General features: G+C 59.7%; 22 protein-coding genes. 10 read left to right on the top strand and 12 right to left on the bottom strand.

The annotated features are described in order from the left end of the window. The first annotated feature begins 60 nt into the window (after positions 1 to 60). A complete protein-coding gene (locus tag AC0ZWN_RS05475) occupies positions 61 to 1,137 on the top strand; it encodes a DUF748 domain-containing protein (protein WP_093438171.1) in 1,077 nt (358 codons plus the stop codon). Here the strand turns inward: AC0ZWN_RS05475 and AC0ZWN_RS05470 are convergent. Both AC0ZWN_RS05470 and AC0ZWN_RS05465 read right to left on the bottom strand, forming a co-directional pair. Beyond that, on the bottom strand, positions 1,134 to 1,631 hold the full coding sequence (locus AC0ZWN_RS05470) for a helix-turn-helix domain-containing protein (RefSeq protein ID WP_093438176.1): 498 nt from the start codon (positions 1,629 to 1,631) through the stop codon (positions 1,134 to 1,136). The two genes, AC0ZWN_RS05475 and AC0ZWN_RS05470, sit on opposite strands and share 4 nt — an antisense overlap. Then, positions 1,619 to 1,849 carry a DUF4160 domain-containing protein gene (locus AC0ZWN_RS05465; RefSeq protein ID WP_093438180.1) on the bottom strand — a complete coding sequence of 77 codons (231 nt, stop codon included), beginning with the start codon at positions 1,847 to 1,849 and terminating at the stop codon, positions 1,619 to 1,621. Before AC0ZWN_RS05465 ends, AC0ZWN_RS05470 begins: the two co-directional genes overlap by 13 nt. A 200-nt stretch (positions 1,850 to 2,049) precedes the next feature. On the opposite strand from AC0ZWN_RS05465, the gene AC0ZWN_RS05460 reads away from it, so the two are divergent. Next, positions 2,050 to 2,895 carry an AAA family ATPase gene (locus tag AC0ZWN_RS05460; RefSeq protein WP_025110627.1) on the top strand — a complete coding sequence of 282 codons (846 nt, stop codon included), beginning with the start codon at positions 2,050 to 2,052 and terminating at the stop codon, positions 2,893 to 2,895. Positions 2,896 to 2,920: 25 nt separating this feature from the next. Further along, on the top strand, positions 2,921 to 4,099 hold the full coding sequence (locus AC0ZWN_RS05455) for a vWA domain-containing protein (protein WP_007956512.1): 1,179 nt from the start codon (positions 2,921 to 2,923) through the stop codon (positions 4,097 to 4,099). A gap of 63 nt (positions 4,100 to 4,162) precedes the next feature. Here the strand turns inward: AC0ZWN_RS05455 and AC0ZWN_RS05450 are convergent, their stop codons facing one another. The 5 genes from AC0ZWN_RS05450 to AC0ZWN_RS05430 all read right to left on the bottom strand — a co-directional run bounded on the left by AC0ZWN_RS05450 (position 4,163) and on the right by AC0ZWN_RS05430 (position 8,546). Then, entirely contained in the window at positions 4,163 to 4,711 is a 549-nt protein-coding gene (locus AC0ZWN_RS05450; RefSeq protein ID WP_476334311.1) for a hypothetical protein, read from the bottom strand. A 118-nt stretch (positions 4,712 to 4,829) separates the two neighbouring features. Continuing rightward, the gene (locus AC0ZWN_RS05445) at positions 4,830 to 5,747 is read right to left on the bottom strand and encodes a 5-oxoprolinase subunit C family protein (RefSeq protein ID WP_476334310.1); all 918 of its coding nucleotides are present in this window, start codon (positions 5,745 to 5,747) and stop codon (positions 4,830 to 4,832) included. Continuing rightward, positions 5,744 to 6,448, bottom strand: a complete 705-nt coding sequence (locus AC0ZWN_RS05440) for a 5-oxoprolinase subunit B family protein (RefSeq protein WP_476334309.1) — start codon at positions 6,446 to 6,448, stop codon at positions 5,744 to 5,746. Before AC0ZWN_RS05440 ends, AC0ZWN_RS05445 begins: the two co-directional genes overlap by 4 nt. Beyond that, positions 6,445 to 7,197 carry a 5-oxoprolinase subunit PxpA gene (locus AC0ZWN_RS05435; RefSeq protein ID WP_476334308.1) on the bottom strand — a complete coding sequence of 251 codons (753 nt, stop codon included), beginning with the start codon at positions 7,195 to 7,197 and terminating at the stop codon, positions 6,445 to 6,447. Before AC0ZWN_RS05435 ends, AC0ZWN_RS05440 begins: the two co-directional genes overlap by 4 nt. Before the next feature lie 62 nt (positions 7,198 to 7,259). Then, positions 7,260 to 8,546 carry an MFS transporter gene (locus tag AC0ZWN_RS05430; protein ID WP_034153180.1) on the bottom strand — a complete coding sequence of 429 codons (1,287 nt, stop codon included), beginning with the start codon at positions 8,544 to 8,546 and terminating at the stop codon, positions 7,260 to 7,262. A gap of 159 nt (positions 8,547 to 8,705) precedes the next feature. On the opposite strand from AC0ZWN_RS05430, the gene AC0ZWN_RS05425 reads away from it, so the two are divergent. Beyond that, positions 8,706 to 9,620 carry a LysR family transcriptional regulator gene (locus AC0ZWN_RS05425; protein WP_476334307.1) on the top strand — a complete coding sequence of 305 codons (915 nt, stop codon included), beginning with the start codon at positions 8,706 to 8,708 and terminating at the stop codon, positions 9,618 to 9,620. 125 nt (positions 9,621 to 9,745) lie between these two features. On the opposite strand, the gene AC0ZWN_RS05420 is transcribed toward AC0ZWN_RS05425, so the two are convergent. The 3 genes from AC0ZWN_RS05420 to AC0ZWN_RS05410 are packed head-to-tail and all read right to left on the bottom strand — an operon-like array spanning position 9,746 to position 11,590. Next, on the bottom strand, positions 9,746 to 10,288 hold the full coding sequence (locus AC0ZWN_RS05420; protein WP_007911321.1) for a DUF2937 family protein: 543 nt from the start codon (positions 10,286 to 10,288) through the stop codon (positions 9,746 to 9,748). 12 nt (positions 10,289 to 10,300) lie between these two features. Further along, positions 10,301 to 11,077: a class II glutamine amidotransferase gene (locus tag AC0ZWN_RS05415; RefSeq protein WP_257357432.1), complete on the bottom strand. Its 777-nt coding sequence runs from the start codon at positions 11,075 to 11,077 to the stop codon at positions 10,301 to 10,303. Between the two features lie 15 nt (positions 11,078 to 11,092). Beyond that, positions 11,093 to 11,590: a hypothetical protein gene (locus AC0ZWN_RS05410; RefSeq protein WP_034153176.1), complete on the bottom strand. Its 498-nt coding sequence runs from the start codon at positions 11,588 to 11,590 to the stop codon at positions 11,093 to 11,095. A gap of 237 nt (positions 11,591 to 11,827) precedes the next feature. Here AC0ZWN_RS05410 and AC0ZWN_RS05405 point away from each other — a divergent pair, with 237 nt between their 5' ends. Next, the gene (locus tag AC0ZWN_RS05405; RefSeq protein WP_320337379.1) at positions 11,828 to 13,882 is read left to right on the top strand and encodes a S9 family peptidase; all 2,055 of its coding nucleotides are present in this window, start codon (positions 11,828 to 11,830) and stop codon (positions 13,880 to 13,882) included. A gap of 129 nt (positions 13,883 to 14,011) precedes the next feature. Continuing rightward, on the top strand, positions 14,012 to 14,485 hold the full coding sequence (locus AC0ZWN_RS05400) for a cyclic nucleotide-binding domain-containing protein (protein ID WP_034153174.1): 474 nt from the start codon (positions 14,012 to 14,014) through the stop codon (positions 14,483 to 14,485). On the opposite strand, the gene AC0ZWN_RS05395 is transcribed toward AC0ZWN_RS05400, so the two are convergent. Continuing rightward, positions 14,482 to 14,766, bottom strand: a complete 285-nt coding sequence (locus AC0ZWN_RS05395) for a hypothetical protein (RefSeq protein ID WP_095049256.1) — start codon at positions 14,764 to 14,766, stop codon at positions 14,482 to 14,484. The two genes, AC0ZWN_RS05400 and AC0ZWN_RS05395, sit on opposite strands and share 4 nt — an antisense overlap. Before the next feature lie 79 nt (positions 14,767 to 14,845). Between AC0ZWN_RS05395 and AC0ZWN_RS05390 the strand changes: the two genes are divergently transcribed. From AC0ZWN_RS05390 to AC0ZWN_RS05375, 4 genes are all read left to right on the top strand, one after another. Beyond that, complete coding sequence (locus tag AC0ZWN_RS05390) at positions 14,846 to 15,532, top strand: spermidine synthase (RefSeq protein WP_476334306.1); 687 nt, start codon at positions 14,846 to 14,848, stop codon at positions 15,530 to 15,532. Positions 15,533 to 15,580: 48 nt separating this feature from the next. Continuing rightward, positions 15,581 to 15,952, top strand: a complete 372-nt coding sequence (locus AC0ZWN_RS05385; protein ID WP_007911336.1) for a YajD family HNH nuclease — start codon at positions 15,581 to 15,583, stop codon at positions 15,950 to 15,952. A gap of 192 nt (positions 15,953 to 16,144) precedes the next feature. Next, positions 16,145 to 16,615 (top strand): RNA methyltransferase, encoded by a 471-nt coding sequence (locus AC0ZWN_RS05380; protein ID WP_007911337.1) that lies wholly within the window; start codon positions 16,145 to 16,147, stop codon positions 16,613 to 16,615. 81 nt (positions 16,616 to 16,696) lie between these two features. Continuing rightward, the gene (locus tag AC0ZWN_RS05375) at positions 16,697 to 17,074 is read left to right on the top strand and encodes a YgaP family membrane protein (RefSeq protein WP_093438222.1); all 378 of its coding nucleotides are present in this window, start codon (positions 16,697 to 16,699) and stop codon (positions 17,072 to 17,074) included. Between the two features lie 103 nt (positions 17,075 to 17,177). Here AC0ZWN_RS05375 and AC0ZWN_RS05370 read toward each other — a convergent pair whose 3' ends face one another. Further along, complete coding sequence (locus AC0ZWN_RS05370; protein WP_099758267.1) at positions 17,178 to 18,407, bottom strand: hypothetical protein; 1,230 nt, start codon at positions 18,405 to 18,407, stop codon at positions 17,178 to 17,180. Between the last annotated feature and the right edge of the window lie 31 nt (positions 18,408 to 18,438).

The raw sequence follows: 18,438 nt of genomic DNA, 5'->3' as shown, positions 1-18,438 counted from the left end.
CGGGTCGAACGTCTGCGCGACGTAACAGTCAATCGCTTACATCGTCAGGGAATTGCCGTCATGAAGCGTCGCTACAGTTGGCCACTAGGGATTTTCGCCGTCGTCGTTGTGCTGCTGATCGCACTGCACATCGCCCTGCCTTACATGGTGCGCGACTACCTGAACGGCAAACTGGCGGACATGGGTGACTATCGGGGCCAGATCACTGATGTCGACCTCGCCCTATGGCGCGGCGCCTACAAGATCAATGGACTGAAGATCGTCAAGGTCGACGGCAAGGTACCGGTGCCGTTCGTCAATGCTCCGCTGATCGATCTGGCGGTCAGCTGGCATTCGCTGTGGTATGACCATGCCGTCGTAGCCCAGGTGAAATTCGTCAAACCTGAGATTAACTTCGTCGACGGCGGTGCCAACAAGCAGAACTCTCAAACCGGTCAAGGCACCGACTGGCGCGCACAACTGGGCAAATTGCTGCCGATTACCCTCGACGAGGTCCAGATTCACGAAGGCAAAATCACTTTCCGCAATTTCAACTCCAAGCCACCGGTCAATATGAACGCCACCAACGTCGAGGCCAGCATCTACAACCTGACCAACGTGGTCGACAATCAGGGCAAACGTGACGCGCGTTTCGAAGGCAAAGCGCTTTTGCTCGGGCATGCGCCACTGGAAACCACTGCCACCTTCGACCCGCTGAGCAATTTTGAAGACTTCCAGTTCCGCCTGCGCGCCAAAGACATCGAACTCAAGAGCATGAACGACTTCGCCTCGGCCTACGGCAAGTTCGACTTCAACGCAGGCCACGGTGACGTGGTGATCGAAGCCCAAGCCAAAAAAGCCCAGGTCAACGGCTACATCAAACCGCTGCTGCGCGATGTCGAAGTGTTCAACTGGCAGCAGGACGTGGAAAACAAGAACAAAAGCATCTTCCGCTCGGTCTGGGAAGCCATCGTCGGCGGCTCGGAAACCGTGCTGAAGAATCAGGCGAAAAACCAGTTCGCCACCAAGGTCGAACTCAGCGGTAACGTGCATCAGCAAAACATCAGCGCGTTCGAAGCGTTTTTGCAGATTTTGCGCAATGGATTCATACAGGCGTTCAACGCCCGGTATGAGCGGCCGAAGCCGGATGCGGGTTAGCTTTTGCGGTTGACGGTATAGCGACCAGACTCCTCTGCGGCCAGAGTTGAGCCTTGTTGCAGTGAATCCCAGCCCAGACAAGCCAGCGCCAGTGAACGCGGGACTGCCTCGCGACCATTACTGTAGCGACTGATGCTGCGAGCACTGACACCCAGTGCCTCGGCAGCCTGATTAAGAGACAGCCCGGTTCGGGCTCGCCAGTTGATGAAGATTCGCGTGTTTTCATCGGCTGCGTTTTGGGCCAGCGCATCCATATAAAGTGTGTCTGCACCAATCTGAATATCGGGTTCAAGCCATTCGACAGTCCAGCCGTAGTCGTCCAGAGTCGCAGTCAAAAACACCTCGGGATCGAGCAATGGTTGCAGCCCTGGATAAGCTTTAATATCCCGTCCGAGATCAAGTGTCAGTTCCTGTCCATCAATGAAGGTCAGTGCCAATCGAAAATCTGACAGTGCCTGCACTGCTGACAGGCGAGGTCTTTTCATGGGTAACATCGTTTCCAGTCCTCCAACAGTTGCACCCGATGAGTCGCAACCCACGCCAGCGCTTCCTTGATAATCAGTGGCGGCGCCTTGCCCGTCATGACCTCAACGGTTTCAAGGCTCAGCATCACTTCCACGCCGCCACCGATGAGGTGAACATGGGGCGGCGGGTGATCCTTCTCGCGCAACTGAATGCGGTATTTGTCGCGAAATCGGTATTTAGTCGTCATGCCCGAGAGGCTATCGCCAAATCGGCGATACCTGAATACTGGCCATCGGCCGAGACTGAGTCAACATGTGACGCCCCATTCAGAGACTGAATAAGCCGTCTGCGTTCACAGTCGACCGGGCTGCGCGTTATAGTCGGGCATCCGATTATTTCGCCCCCGCCCTGCCCGTCAGGTCGGCGTTACCGTTCGAGGATTAGCAGATGAAGTTCGAAGGCACCCAGGCCTACGTCGCCACCGATGACCTGAAGCTGGCAGTCAACGCCGCCATCACCCTGGAACGGCCGCTGCTGGTCAAGGGCGAGCCGGGCACCGGCAAGACCATGCTCGCCGAGCAACTGGCCGAATCGTTCGGCGCCAAGTTGATCACCTGGCACATCAAGTCCACCACCAAGGCCCATCAGGGTCTCTACGAATACGATGCGGTCAGCCGTCTGCGCGACTCGCAATTGGGCAACGAAAAAGTCCACGACGTGCGCAATTACCTGAAGAAGGGCAAGCTCTGGGAGGCTTTCGAGTCCGAGGAGCGGGTCATTTTGCTGATCGACGAAATCGACAAGGCCGACATCGAGTTCCCCAACGACCTGCTGCAAGAACTCGATAAGATGGAGTTCTACGTTTACGAAATCGACGAGACCATCAAGGCGAAAAAACGCCCGATCATCATCATTACCTCCAACAACGAGAAAGAGCTGCCGGACGCCTTCCTGCGCCGCTGCTTCTTCCACTACATCGCCTTCCCCGACCGTACCACCCTGCAAAAAATCGTCGACGTGCACTACCCGGACATCAAGAAGGATCTGGTCAGCGAAGCGCTGGACGTGTTCTTCGACGTGCGCAAGGTGCCGGGCCTGAAGAAGAAGCCGTCGACCTCGGAGCTGGTGGACTGGCTGAAGCTGCTGATGGCCGACAACATCGGCGAAGCGGTGCTGCGTGAGCGCGATCCAACCAAGGCGATTCCGCCACTGGCCGGTGCTTTGGTGAAGAACGAACAGGACGTGCAATTGCTTGAGCGCCTGGCGTTCATGAGCCGTCGCGGCTCTCGCTAAGCACTTGTAAGCAGGGGCCATCGTTATGCTGCTCAACCTCTTCAATGAAATGCGTGCAGCCAAGGTGCCGGTGTCGGTGCGTGAGCTGCTCGACCTGATCAACGCGCTGAAACAGCGCGTGACCTTCGCCGACATGGACGAGTTCTATTACTTGTCGCGGGCGATTCTGGTGAAGGACGAACGCCATTTCGACAAGTTCGACCGCGCGTTCGGCGCCTACTTCAATGGCCTGGAAAAGCTCGACGATCACTTGCAGGCATTGATTCCCGAAGACTGGCTGCGCAAGGAGTTCGAGCGTTCGCTGACGGATGAGGAACGTGCTCAGATCCAGTCCCTTGGTGGCCTGGACAAGCTCATCGAAGAGTTCAAAAAGCGTCTGGAGGAACAGAAGGAGCGCCACGCCGGCGGCAACAAATGGATTGGCACTGGCGGCACTAGCCCGTTCGGCTCCGGTGGCTTCAACCCGGAAGGCATTCGGGTCGGCGATGCTGGCAAGCGCCAGGGCAAAGCCGTGAAAGTCTGGGATCAGCGCGAGTACAAGAACCTCGATGATTCGGTGGAATTGGGCACGCGCAACATCAAAGTCGCCCTGCGCCGACTGCGCAAATTCGCCCGCCAAGGCGCAGCAGAAGAGCTGGACATCGACGGCACCATCGACCACACCGCCAAGGACGCCGGTCTGCTGAATATTCAGATGCGCCCGGAACGGCGCAACACGGTGAAGTTGTTGTTGCTGTTCGACATCGGCGGCTCGATGGACGCGCACGTGAAGATCTGCGAGGAACTGTTCTCGGCCTGCAAGACCGAGTTCAAGCATCTGGAGTATTTCTACTTCCACAACTTCATTTATGAATCGGTGTGGAAGAACAATATGCGCCGCACCTCGGAACGCACTTCGACCCAGGACCTGCTGCACAAGTACGGCGCCGACTACAAAGTGATCTTCATCGGTGACGCCGCCATGGCGCCGTATGAAATCACCCAGGCCGGCGGCAGTGTCGAGCACTGGAACGAAGAGCCGGGTTACGTGTGGATGCAGCGCTTCATGGAGAAGTACAAAAAGCTCATCTGGATCAATCCGTACCCGAAAGACACCTGGGGCTATACCTCGTCGACCAATATCGTGCGGGATCTGATCGAGGATCAGATGTATCCGTTGACGTTGCGCGGGCTTGAGGAAGGGATGCGGTTTTTGTCGAAATAACGGCCAGAGGGGTTCCCACGTGAGCGTGGGAACGCTCAATTCCGTACGGAATCGGTGGCCGTTTTACCAACCTGATGCGAGATAGGCCTTGCAGAGCCTGTCCATAAAAACGGTGTCCTGAATCGCCGGCCCGACTGAGGCAGTTTTTTGCCCGCGACGTTTTTTCTTCCCTTTGGCGACCACTTTCACCCCACCGCTTTCCAACTCTACCCTGCGAGTTTTTTCAATATCCGTTTCAGAACTCAGGGTCATTTCACTCTTCATCTCGCCCTCTGGCGACAGAAAACGAAACCTGACCCGGATCGCCTCCGTTTCGCAGCCTTCCCCCTCGGCAATCAGTTCCGTGGATTGACCGCTTGCCTCTGTGCGGTGATTCCAGTGAAACATTCGCATCATGTCGACCGTTGCGGTGGACATGAATGTATCGATACGCGCAACGATGTCCTGATTACCGGCATGTTCGGCGTCCAGTCGTTGCACATTGTAGAAACGATCGATGCTCGCCTGATAAACCGGCACGCTGCCCACATCCTCATAAAACCCGACAATGTGCCCATCGACACGGTTCGCACACTCGCCCTCTGACTGGGCCATCACTTTCATAAAACGCATCTGTAACTTCCTTGTAAAAGATGAAGACCGATAGTTCCACACCCTCTCGACGCGTGATGTCGGGCGACTTACCAAAGTGTCAGGAAACGTCTCGGTCTTCAGTCCGAAATGCGGTCAATTACAAGTAGGACTTCAGGTAGTTGATATGGTCTTGCCATGCACGCTCTTGCATGACCGGTGTGAAGCGCACCTTGTCACCCGGCAGACGCTGCGCCAGCCTCGCCAGCGCCAACGGCGTCAACGCACCCAACCGTGGATAACCACCAATGGTCTGGCGATCATTGAGCAAGACGATCGGCTGCCCGTCCGGCGGCACTTGCACCGCACCGAGCGGAATGCCTTCGGAAATCATCGGTTGCCCCTGATAGTGCAAGGCGCTGCCCAACAAGCGAATGCCCATGCGATCAGCGCGACTGTCCACAGCCCAGGTCGTGTTAAACACATCAAACAGGCTCTGTCCGCTGAACTGGCCGATCTGCGCGCCGAGTACCAGATCCAGCGGTGCATTCGATTTCAGATCCGGCTGCAACGGCAAAGGCACTTCCCGCAGCAGCCGCGATTCACCGCAATAACTCAGCACCGCCCCTTTCGCCAACGGTAAGCCCATGCCATCAAGTCCACCGAGTTCTTCGCGGACAACCGTGGCGCTACTGCCCAAGACCTGCGGTGCTTGAAAACCGCCGGGCGCGGCCAGATAAGCCCGGGCACCAAGCAACGGTTGAGTGAGTTGCAACGTCTGCCCTTTGCCCAACTTGAAACTGCGCCACGGCGCCAGCGGCTGCCCGTCGATCCGTGCGGCAAGATCCGCACCGGCCAAGGCCAGCCAACACTCCTCTTCGGCCACCACGGCCAGGCCGCCGAGGGTGATTTCGATCACCGCTGCGTCCAGTTCATTGCCGAGCAGCCAGTTGGCCCAACTCATCGAACACCAGTCTGCCGCGCCGCCCTGGGTCACGCCCAGATGCCGCACGCCGAAACGGCCCGCGTCCTGCAACAGGCACAGCGGTGTACTCGCTTCAATCCTCAGTCGGCTCATGCCAGCGCCTCCAGTGGTGTGTCATCGCCGCCCAGATTGATGAACTCGGCATGACCGACCGCCTCGAATCGCACGGTGTCGCCCGGTTGCATCAGGCTGTAGCCATCCCGTGTGCGATCGAACAGTTTCGCCGGAGTGCGGCCGATCAGGTTCCAGCCACCGGGCGAGACCACGGGGTACGCAGCGGTTTGGCGCTCGGCAATGCCGACACTGCCCGCAGCGACTTTCTTGCGCGGTGTGTTAAGACGTGGCGCCGCCAGAACCTCTTCGACCAGCCCCATAAAGGCGAACCCCGGTGCGAAACCCAGGGCGAATACCTGATATTCACGTCCGCTGTGACGACGGATCACCTCCTCCACTGCCAGCCCACTACGCTCGGCGAGCAGGCTCAATTCTGGCCCGACGCTGAGGTCATACCAGACCGGCAACACATGACATTGACCGCCAGTTCGCGCATTCGGCGACAGGTCGATCAACGCCTCGGCAATCAATTTCCGCGCCTGACTCGGGCTCAGTGCAGTCAGATCGTAATGCACCATCAACGTCGTATAGGACGGCACCAGATCGATCAGTTGCGCGCCGAATGCCCCGCGCAAACGCTCACTGGCAGCGAGCATCCACGGCATGTTGGCTTCGGCGATCTCATCAAACAGACGCAGCATCAGGCAATCCAGCGCCACCACTTCAATCCTTGGATTCATGAGGCACTCTGCTGATTCAGGGCCTCGCGAATGCGCTGCACGGCGGCCACCGAACTGGCGTTATCACCGTGCACGCAGAGGGTATTGGCGTGCAGGCGCAAGGCGCTGCCGTCGCTGGCGGTGAGGTTGTCGCCACGGGCAATGGTCAGGGCTTGTTCAATGATTTTTTCCGGGTCGTGATGCACCGCGCCCGGTAATTGTCGTGAAACCAGTTTGCCGGCACTGTCGTAAGCGCGGTCGGCGAAAGCTTCGAACCACAGGATCACGCCATACTCATCGCCGATCTGCTGCGCGGCGGCGTTGTCGCGGGTGGCCATCAGCATCAGCGGCAGGCTGCGGTCGTAAGCGGCCACCGCCTGAATCACCGCACGCAATTGTGCCGGGTTGGCCATCATGTCGTTGTACATCGCGCCATGGGGTTTGACGTAACTGACACGGCCACCCTGGGCTTTGCAAATGCCGTCGAGAGCGCCGATCTGGTAATGCAGGATGTCTTGCAGCTCTTGCGCGGAGTACGCCATGGAGCGGCGACCGAAACCGACCAGATCCTGATAGGCCGGGTGTGCACCGATTTGCACACCATGGCTCAGGGCCAGGCTGACGGTCTTGCGCATGATGCTCGGATCACCCGCGTGGAAACCACAGGCCACGTTGGCGCAATCGATGAAGGGCATGATTTCGGCGTCCAGACCCATGGTCCAACTGCCGAAGCTCTCGCCTATGTCGCAATTCAATAGCAGGCGGCTCACGGTGAACACTCCTGTAGGTGCTTTTCTTTTTATCTGTAGGACTTTGCTTTGCAGGTTATCAGTTACTGCGCATCGAGTTGCTTGCCACGGGTTTCCGGCAGACTCAGTGCCGCGATAATCACCACGCCGTAGGACACCGCCGCGAAGGCGCCAATGCCGACGCTCAACGGCACCTTCTGGCTGAGCAGGCCGATCAGCAGCGGAAACAGGGCAGCCAGCGCCCGACCGATGTTGTAGCAAAAGCCCTGCCCCGAACCGCGAATTCGCGTAGGGAACAGCTCGGTCAGAAATGCGCCCATGCCGCTGAAAATCCCCGAGGCAAAGAAGCCCAGCGGGAAGCCCAGCCATAGCATCACGCCGTTGCTCACCGGCAGTTGCGTATAGAGCAGAACGATGGTGAACGAACCGACAGCGAAGAGGATGAAGTTCTTTTTCCGCCCCAGCAGGTCAGTCAGATAGGCGCTGATCACATAGCCGACGTAGGAACCGACAATCACCATCGCCAGATAACCCCCCGTGCCCAGCACGCTCAAGCCGCGTTCGTTTTTCAGGAAGGTCGGCAGCCAGGAAGTGATCGCGTAATAGCCGCCCAGCGCGCCGGTGGTCAGCAGTGAAGCGCGAAACGTGGTGAAGAGCATGCCGGGGGCGAAGATCTCGTAGAACTTCGACTGAGTCTCCGGCGTTTGTTGGGCCTTGGCCTCGCGATAGATCTCCGGATCCTTGACCAGACGACGGACGAAAATCACGAAAATCGCCGGCACGATGCCGAGGATGAACAAGGCGCGCCAGGCGTCTTCCGGCGGCAACACCGAGAACAGCAGCGCATACAAAATCGCCGTCAGCCCCCAACCCAGCGCCCAACCGGATTGCACCATGCCCACCGCTTTGCCTCGGTCCTTGGCGCGGATCACCTCGCCGATCAGCACCGCGCCGGCGGTCCACTCGCCGCCGAAACCGAAGCCCATCAAGGTACGTGCGATCAACAGTTGTTCGTAGTTTTGCGCGAAGCCGCAGAGAAAGGTGAAGAAGGCGAACCACAGCACGGTGAGTTGCAAGGTGCGTACACGGCCGATGCGGTCAGAGAGAATCCCCGCAACCCAACCGCCGATGGCCGAAGCGATCAATGTGCTGGTGTGAATCAGTCCTGCTTCGCCGGTGGTGATGCCCCACATCGCGATCAGTGTCGGCACGACGAAGCTGAGCATCTGCGTGTCCATGCCGTCCAGACCGTAGCCGATCTTGCAGCTCCAGAACGTGCGACGCTCCTGCTGGTTGATGTTGCGATACCAGTCGAACGGCCCCGGACGCGCCGTTGCCTTGGGGACTTCTAGGGTGTCGGGAGCACGCATGGCTTATCTCCGCAGGTTTTTTATTGGTCTTGTTCGTAGCCCCGACGACGCCTATCGTGGGGACCGGATGCGTCGATTTTTCGTCGCGCGGCCCTGCTGCGTCCAACGAATAAAAACCCGCCTTAGCCATAAGAAAAATTTGTCACCCGAGCCTTGCCCATGAACCTGAAGTTTCTCGAGACCTTTGTCTGGGTCGCCCGACTGAAGAGTTTTCGCCTGACCGCCGACAAGCTATTCACCACTCAGGCGTCGATCTCCAGCCGCATTGCGGTGCTGGAAGGCGAGCTGGGGGTGAAGCTGTTTCTGCGCGATTCGCGCGGCGTCAGCCTGACGCCCGAAGGCTTGAAAGTGCTGGAATATGCCGAGCAAATGCTCGACACGATGTCGGCGCTCAAGCAATCGATCGAAACCCGCTCGAGCAAAGTCGGCCGGGTGCGCATCGGCGTGATGGACACGGTAATTCACACTTGGCTCAGCCCGTTGGTGGCGCAGATGACCGAGCTGTATCCGCGGGTGGAAATCGAGCTGGTGGCGGATACCTCGCTGAACCTCTGCGATCAACTGCAAAAAGGCTTTCTCGACATCGTTCTGCAAACCGATCTGATCCGTCATGAAAGCGTGCGCAGCCTGGAGCTGGCCAGTCATCCGCTGGGCTGGATTGTCGCCAGTAATTCGATCTACAACCGCGACTACGCCGACCTCGCCGAACTGGCCCAGGAACGGATCATTACCTACTCGAAAAACTCCCGGCCGCATCAGGACCTGCTGGCGTTGATGCAGGCGAACGGCGTGATGGCGCCGCGTTTGAATTGCGTGAATTCAGTGTCGGCGATCACGCGGTTGTTGCGCGATGGGTTTGGTATTGGCGTGTTGCCACCGGTGCTGGTGGCTGAGGAATTGGCGCGGGGGGAATTGATCTTGTTGGCGATTGATCAACGGCCACCGAATTTACAGGTGGTGGTGTCGTGGCGGGTGGGGGTTGAGTGGGTCGAGGAGATTGTGACGTTGTGTCAGCAAGTGTTGGCGGGGTATGCGCAGAAAGTCGGTGATGGTTACATCACCCTCACACCGTGATCATTCCCACGCTCCGCGTGGGAATGCCGCCCGGGACGCTCCGCGTCCCTTCCAAAAGCCGAACGCGGAGCGTCTGTTGAGGCATTCCCACGCAGAGCGTGGGAACGATCCTTGCTGCGCTGATCTCAGAGACCGCGCACGTCACGATCTTCGATCGGCCGGCTCTGGCGCAGGCGGCGGCCACCGAGCACGACCCAATCGATCAAGCGGAACAGGCACTCGATGCCGAACGACAGCAGCAACGCGCCGCTCATGCCCCAGATCATCGCTTCCGGCGTCAGCAGGATCTGGTAGCTGTAGCCATTCCAGGTTTCCTTGCGAATGTCCGGATCAGCGGCCAACACCACTTGCAGAAAGCGGATGTACCACGGGCCTTGCATCGCCTGGAACTGCTTGTCCAGCGCAATCTGGCGGCTGAGCAAGGTGCTCAGGCTGTCGGCATCGCTGCGAAATACCGGGTCTTCACTGGCGCGATAATGCGCGACCAGCGCCTGCATATCGCCCTTGAAAAACTGCTCGGCAGTGCCCTGAAAACCGCGCAGGCCGGTCTGCGCCTCGATCAGGTGCGCCTCCACGCGTTTCGCGTAATCGTTGATGAAGCCTGGCACCTGGACACCGATCAACAGGCCCGCCGCAAACAACACCAGCCGTACATAACTGAGCAACATGGGGTGCAATCCTTATTCGGTCTTGCCCTGACTGACGCATTCGCCGCGTCGCCACAGGCTCCATTGGCCCGGTTCGTAGCGGGTCCAGGTTTCGTTTTCGGTCAAAGGCTCGGTGGCGATCACGGTGACCACGTCGTTGGGCGTGGTTTCCGCCTGGAAATCGACGATCACGTCGACATCTTTCAGGCGCGCCGGGCCGAACGGGGCGCGGCGGGTGATCTGGGCGAGTTTGGTCGAGCAAAAGCAGAACAGCCAGTCGCCATCGCTGAGCAGGCAGTTGAACACGCCTTTGCTGCGATATTCGGCGCACGCAGCGACCAGATCCGGCAACAGCGCTTCTATATCGACCGGCTCCGGGAATGCTGCACGCACGCGGTTAAGCAAATCGCAGAAAGCCGCTTCGCTGTCGGTATCGCCGACCGGCCGGTAGAAGCTTTTGATCGGGGTGAAATCGGCGAGCTGGCCGTTGTGCGCAAAGCACCAGTTGCGTCCCCACAGTTCACGGACGAACGGGTGGGTGTTGGACAGGCAGACCTTGCCGACATTGGCCTGGCGGATGTGGCCGATGACCACTTCACTCTTGATCGGATAGCGCTGCACCAGATTGGCGACTTCCGACTCGCAACTCGCCGCCGGGTCCTGAAACAGGCGCAAGCCACGGCCTTCATAGAAGGCAATGCCCCAGCCGTCGCGGTGCGGGCCGGTGCGGCCGCCGCGCTGCATCAGGCCGGTGAAGCTGAACACGATATCGGTCGGCACGTTGGCACTCATGCCCAGTAATTCACACATGTGCGGACTCTCGGGTTACAGGCGCGGCTCGACCCGCATACGCTGCGGATTGTTTGGCAGAGGTGGACGGCCATAGCGGTCATCGCCGGCGCCGCCAAACGGCTGATCGTCGTCGCGGTCATCAGCGCGGGCAGCTGCTTTGGCGGCCTCTGCCTGTTCACGACGCGCACGGGAAGCCCGTTCGATCGGAAAGCGGATCAGCACAAAGATCAGGTAGATGCCGAAAGCGATCATGCTGTACATGAACAGATCGGAGATCGCTCGCCAGGCGTTGTTGCCGACCTTGAAGGCCAGATCCAGCGCAGTAATGGCGATGGACGGCGCAACTTTGGCTTTCACCGGATCAATGATGGTCGGGCTGAACAGCAACACGGCCATCAAGACGCGCAGCGGTTCGCGCAACCAGCGCCACATCCAGGTGGTCAGGCGCATCCATACCAACAGGCAGCCCACAGCAGCAAAGGCGTAGAGGCCCCAGGCGATCAGATAGTCGTTCTCGGTCATGGTGTCCATGGCAAGGCAGGCAAAGAGGCGCTTATAGTAACGACTTTTCGCCCGTGCGGCTTGTCCCAATACCAGACGGCCAGCAGCAAACCCCGTGGGAGCGAGCTTGCTCGCGAAAGCGGTGGGTCAGTGAAACAAATGTCATCTGACACGACGCCTTCGCGAGCAAGCTCGCTCCCACAGGGGTCTGCGGCGGTTTCAAGATCCGCGAAAACCCTTATTCCGTAAATTGTCCGAGAACCTTTCATGCCCGAATCCGCCAACGTCCTCAGTGCCCCGATTGCCCACAAGGCGCCCGGTGCCGACCCGTATGCCTGGCTGCAGGAGCGCGACACCGACGCGGTACTCGATTACCTCAAGGCCGAAAACGCCTACCAGGAAGCGCAAACCGCCGATCAGGCCGAGCTGCGTGAAAGTCTGTTCGAAGAGATCAAGGGCAGGATTCTGGAAACCGACCTGTCCCTGCCCTCGCCTTGGGGTCCGTACCTGTACTACACGCGCACCACAGCGGGCGATGAATACGCCCGGCACTACCGCTGCCCACGCCCGGCGGACGACAGCCTGAGCCTCGATGAAAGTCGCGAACAACTGCTGCTCGACCCGAATGTACTGGCCAACGGCGGTTTCTTCTCGCTGGGTGCATTCAGTATCAGCCCGGATCACCAGCGTCTGGCCTACAGCGTTGATGCCTCGGGCGATGAGATTTACACGTTGTTTGTCAAGGAACTGGCCAACGACAAAGTCAGCGAACTGGAATTCGAAGACTGCGACGGCAGCATGACCTGGGCCAACGACAGCCTGACCCTGTTCTTCGGCGTACTCGACGACACCCATCGTCCACACAAGCTGTTCCGTTACCGCCTCGACGGCACCGCTGCCGAAGAAGTTTTCCACGAGCCGGACGGGCGCTTCTTCCTGCATTGCTACCGTTCCAGCTCCGAGCAGCAACTGCTGTTGTCGCTGGGCAGCAAGACCACCAGCGAAGTCTGGGCGCTCGACGCCAACCAGCCGCACCTGCCGTTCACTTGCCTGGCGCCGCGGGTCGAGGATCATGAATATGATGTCGATCACGGCCTGCTCAATGGCGTGTGGACATGGTTTATCCGCACCAACCGTGACGGCATCAACTACGCGCTGTATCAGGCACCGGACAGCGGCACCGCGCCGACCGAAGCCGACTGGCAGAACCTGATCCCCCACAGCGATACGGTGATGCTCGATGGCGTCAGCCTCAACACCGAGGCCATGACCCTGAGCCTGCGCGAGGGCGGCCTGCCGATCATAGAAGTTCACCCACACGGTCTGGCGCCGTATCGCGTGCAATTGCCGGACGCGGCCTACAGTCTCTATGTGCAAAACAGCCTGGAGTTCGAGAGCGACCGCATTCGCCTGCGCTACGAGGCGTTGAACCGTCCGGCGCAAGTTCGCCAACTGATCCTCGCCAGCGGCGAACAAGCAGTGTTGAAAGAAACCCCGGTGCTCGGCCCGTTCGACGCCGATGCCTACGTCAGCCAGCGCTTGTGGGCGACTGCGCCGGACGGTACGCAAGTGCCGATCAGCCTGGTGATGAAGCGCGACATGGTTGGCAAAGCCGTGCCGCTGTATCTCTACGGTTACGGCGCTTACGGTTCGAGCCTTGATCCGTGGTTCTCCCACGCCCGCCTGAGTCTGCTGGATCGTGGCATGGCCTTCGCGATTGCGCATGTGCGCGGCGGCGGTGAATTGGGCGAGGCCTGGTATCGCGCCGGCAAGCAGGAACACAAGCACAACACCTTCAGCGACTTCATTGCCTGCGCCGAGTTTCTGATCCTCAACGGCATTACCACGGCCGATAAACTGGCGATCAGCGGCGGCAGCGCGGGTGGTTTGCTGATTGGCGCGGTGCTCAACCAGCGTCCGGATCTGTTCGGCGTGGCAATTGCTGAAGTGCCGTTCGTCGATGTGCTCAATACCATGCTCGACCCGGAACTGCCGCTGACCGTTACCGAGTACGACGAGTGGGGCAATCCCGAAGAGCCGGAGGTTTACGAGCGGATCAAGGCTTATGCGCCGTACGAAAACGTCAGTGCGCAGGATTATCCAGCGACGCTGGTGATCGCCGGTTACAACGACAGCCGCGTGCAGTACTGGGAAGCGGCCAAGTGGGTGGCGAAACTGCGCGCATCCAAAACCGACGACAACGTGCTGCTGCTCAAGACTGAATTGGGCGCCGGGCATGGCGGGATGAGCGGGCGTTATCAGGGATTACGTGACGTAGCGCTCGAATACGCATTTGTTTTCAAGGTTTTGGGGCTGGCCTGAGGAACTCCGTTGGTCACTTGGGTCTTAATTGCAGACCCAAGAGGCCGATACCCCACACACCCCTTCGGCAGCTCCTACAGGGGGACCGTGTGAAGCCTGAAACAGTGAAAACAAAAAGACCGTGACGACATGTCAGAACCGACCTTCCTGAACAACGAAATCCGCGACTGGCTGATGGACTGCGGCCTGTTCGATCAATTGCAGTTGGCCGACTTTGCGGCCGCTTCCGGCTACTTCAGCATCAGTACCGTGGCTGAAGGCGAAGCGATTTTCCGCGAGGGCGATGCCGGCAGTTTCATGTGCATCCTCCACACCGGCCAGGTGGCCGTGCAGAAAACCGGGCCCGATGGCCAAGTCATCACCATGGCTACCCTGCGCAGTGGTCGGGCGTTCGGCGAGATGGCCGTGCTCGATGGCGAACGGCGCTCGGCAACGTGCGTGGCGGCGACGAACTGTCAGCTATTGAACCTCGGCAAAGACTCACTGGAAAAAATGCTCAACGACGCGCCGAAGATTGCCGCGAAAATCATCCGCGCCCTCGCCGTCTCTCTGTCGAAACGCCTGCGCATGGCCGACGGCCAACTGGCGGCGCAACAGGTTTAACCCCCCGGGGATTTCGCCTTGGTGCCACTCGGCTCGATACCCGGCACCGATTGATCCTTGCTCGGCGGACTGGGCATTTCAATCGGCACCAGCGGCGGGCTGCCACTGCCAGCGCCAGACTTGGGAATATTGATCGGCGTGATCTGCGGATACGGTGTCGGTGTAGCGGTGCCGGGCGAGCCGGGTTGCGGCGCCGGACTGACTGGAACGACCTGCTGCGCCTGCACTGCAGTAATCGAGAGCGCGGCCAGGGCAATGACCGTTAGAATGGTGCGCTTCATCAAGGGCTCCGTTTGGCCTTAGTCTGCGCTCAGGCTACTCCCAACGGGCCTGCTTGCCTTCCCCCTTGTAGAGATTTCCATGAAACGTTTCGTTCTGCTCGACACCACCCCGATCCCTGAAAGCGGCGGTGCCCTGTGCCTGTTCGAGTATGGCGAGGATTTTGTCATCAAGATCCAGGGCGGCGACGGCGGACAATTGATGAACACGCGCACGCACGGTTCCGAAGATGCGCTGGCCGAAATTCCGTGCCGCAAGGTCGCTGGCCGGCCGAATTCGCGGGTGCTGATCGGCGGTCTGGGCATGGGGTTCACCCTCGCCTCCGCGCTCAAGCATCTGGGCAAGACTGCCGAAGTGGTGGTCGCTGAACTGGTGCCCGGCGTGGTCGAATGGAACCGTGGCCCGCTCGGCGAAAAGTCCGGCCGTCCGCTGCTGGATCCGCGCACGCTGATCCGTCAGGAAGACGTGGCCAAGGTGCTGCAAAGTGAGCCGAACGGTTTCGACGCAATCATGCTCGACGTCGACAACGGCCCCGAAGGCCTGACCCAGAAAGCCAACAGCTGGCTGTACTCCGCCGCTGGTCTGAATGCCTGCGCCAAAGCCCTGCGCCCGAAAGGCGTGCTCGCAGTGTGGTCGGCCAGCGCCGACCGGCTGTTTTCCGACAAATTGAAGAAGGCCGGTTTCAAGGCCGAAGAAGTCCAGGTCTTCGCCCACGGCAACAAGGGCACGCGCCACACGATCTGGATTGCCGAGAAGCTCAAGGGCTGAGCTAAACTCTGCGTATAACCGTCATCAGTCTTTTACAAAGGTGAACCCATGAGTTCGTCCACCCCAACCAACACGTCGAAGCTGGATCGCATCCTCGCCGACAACCAGCGCGACAAGGAAATGGGCTACCGCGACAAAGCCCTGAAGATGTACCCGCACGTCTGTGGCCGCTGTACCCGTGAGTTTTCCGGCAAGCGCCTGAGCGAACTGACCGTGCACCACCGCGACCACAACCACGACAACAACCCGCAGGACGGCTCGAACTGGGAGCTGTTGTGCCTGTATTGCCACGACAACGAACACTCGCGCTATACCGACCAGCAGTATTTCAGCGAAGGCTCGCTGAGCACGCCGAAGATCGCCAAGGCGACGCATAACCCGTTTGCTGCCCTCGCCGGCCTCATGAAGAAAGAAGATTAAAGTTCTTCATTGGCCTGACTGGCCCCTTCACGAGCAAGCTCGCTCCCACAGTGGTTTTGTGTATGACACCGATCCAGTGTGGGAGCGAGCTTGCTCGCGAAGGCGGCCGCTCAGGCACCGCCATTCCATGATCTGACCACAACCGTTCAATCCCCGTATAATCGCGCTCTTTTTCCCGAAGGCACCCCGCTCGTGGCAGACAAACGGTACAGCTGCATTGGTTTGTATAACCCCAAATCACCGGAAAACGTCGGTTCGGTGATGCGCGCCGCAGGCTGCTACGGCGTGGCGTCGGTGTTCTACACCGGCAAGCGTTATGAACGCGCCGCCGACTTCGTCACCGACACCAAACGCGTGCACTACGACATCCCGCTGATCGGCATCGATGACCTGAAAAAGATCCTCCCGCTCAACTGCGTGCCCGTCGCCGTGGAACTGGTCGAAGGCGCCCGCCCGCTGCCGGAATACACCCACCCGGATCGCGCCCTGTATATCTTCGGCCCCGAAGACGGTTCGCTGGACAAAGAGATCCGCGACTGGTGCGAAGACGTCGTGTACATCCCGACCACCGGCTGCATGAACCTCGCCGCCACGGTCAACGTCGTGCTTTACGACCGCATGGCCAAGGGCTTGAACACCCGCTCCGGGCCCAAATTCCGCTGAAACATCGCAGATCCGATGGAACGAGCTGACCGCTCCGGCAGTCAGCTTGTTTATCCATTACTCATTGCCTGGAGAAAGATCATGACCGAGCTCAAACGTGTCGAACGTATCGAATCCACCCCGTTCCAGAGCCGTTCCGAGCAGAACGTCGAAGGCTGGGAGCGCATCGGCTCGCTGGCGGGCGGCGTGATCATGGTCGGCAAGGGCCTGCGCCGTGGCGGTGTGTTCGGTTTGATTCAGGTGGCGATTGGCGGCGTGGCCATGGCGCGCGGGATTACCGGGCACAGCTCGATGAAAAGCCTGATCGAGAAGAGTCGTCAGGACATGAACAATGTGCGGGCGAAGATCGAACGGGCCGGGGAAGAGTTGAGCAAGCTGAAAGCCAATGCCGAGGCGGCGACCAGCACCGCCACCGTGACCGGCAATGATTCGGTGAAGTCGCCGAAAGCCGGGGTTTGATCCAAGAGTTGCGGTGGGGCTAATGACCCCTTCGCGAGCAGGCTCGCTCCCACCTTTTGCAATGCATTTCCCTGTGGGAGCGAGCCTGCTCGCGAAAGCGGTATTACTGAAGCAACACGGTATCAAGGACTTTGGAGGACTCGCCGAGCACGCTCTCGGCCAGCTGCACAAACTCCTTGGTACTCACCGTCCCCAGATGCATCGCCCCACGCAACACATCATCCAGCGAACGCTTGTTGCGCGTCTTCAGGCGAATCTCGCCATCCAGCTCCTGCAACACCACCACCGCTTTCGCCACTTGCGCCGGGCTGATCTGCTCGCCGCGCAACGTCGTGACTTTCTGGCCGTCCCTGGCCAGCTTCGTCTGTAGCGCCTGATAACGTTCATCGCTCATGCCGCCGGCACGGCGCACCAGTTCAATGGCGTAATACTCGGCAAAACCCTCGCTGATCCAGTCGCTGCGCTGCTCGTCGTTAATCCGCCCGAACACCTGCGCCAGCTCGCGCACCAGCGCACTGCTGCCGCTTTCGCTGACCAGCGGCAATCGCGTGTTCACGTAGATGGATTCATGTGCGCCGAGGCTGCCGCGCCACATCGGGTCATTGGCACCGACGATCAACAGTTTAGCCGGATGGCGTGGATAAACCGCCTGCACCTGCGGCCAGACGAACGTAAGCAGGGTCAGCACGTCCATCCGGCGCATGCCCTGCCCTTGCGGCGAAGCCACGGTGACTTCGGTTTCGCCCAGGCGCGTACGGCGGCTGCCGAGATGGCCGGCGAGCATCCAGCCCGTCGGACGATCAAACAGGCGTGACGGGTTGTCGATGCGGAATTTGTTCTTGCCGATACGCGGCCAGGCGGTTTCGATACTTTTCCAGCCATCGGGCAATTCGAATTGCAGGCGCGCGACCAGTTCGGTGCCGTCCTGCTGATCGAGTTTGGCTGGCGGCACCAGTTCATCGCCACGCATCAATGCCCAGCTGGGGGTCATGCGGGTGTCGAAACTGCCGTTCTTGCGTCCGTGGCTGATGCGCACGCGGTAAGTCAGGCTGGCCTTGTCACTGGTCGGGCGCCAGACGCCCCGGGCGTTTTTGCCCGGGGTCAGCAGCCATTGGCCGTCTGCCTTGAAGTCGCTGTAATGGCTGCCGTCGCCAAGGTCGAAATCGAGACTGCGCACCGCCTCGCCTTTGCCCAGGGTCAGGCGCACCTCGGCCTGATCGCTTTGCGGCAACAGGCGCACGTGATAATCCAGATCGACTTTCTTCGCCGCCCACACCGGGGCGCTCAGCGCCAGCAGCGCCATCATCAACGCTCGCTGCAATCCGACAGCCATACGCACTCCTTGGTAAAGCTTGAATCAGCAG

Source organism: Pseudomonas sp. 3B-A001-10F (genome assembly GCF_056313565.1).
This window is presented reverse-complemented; position numbering and strand designations above follow the sequence as displayed.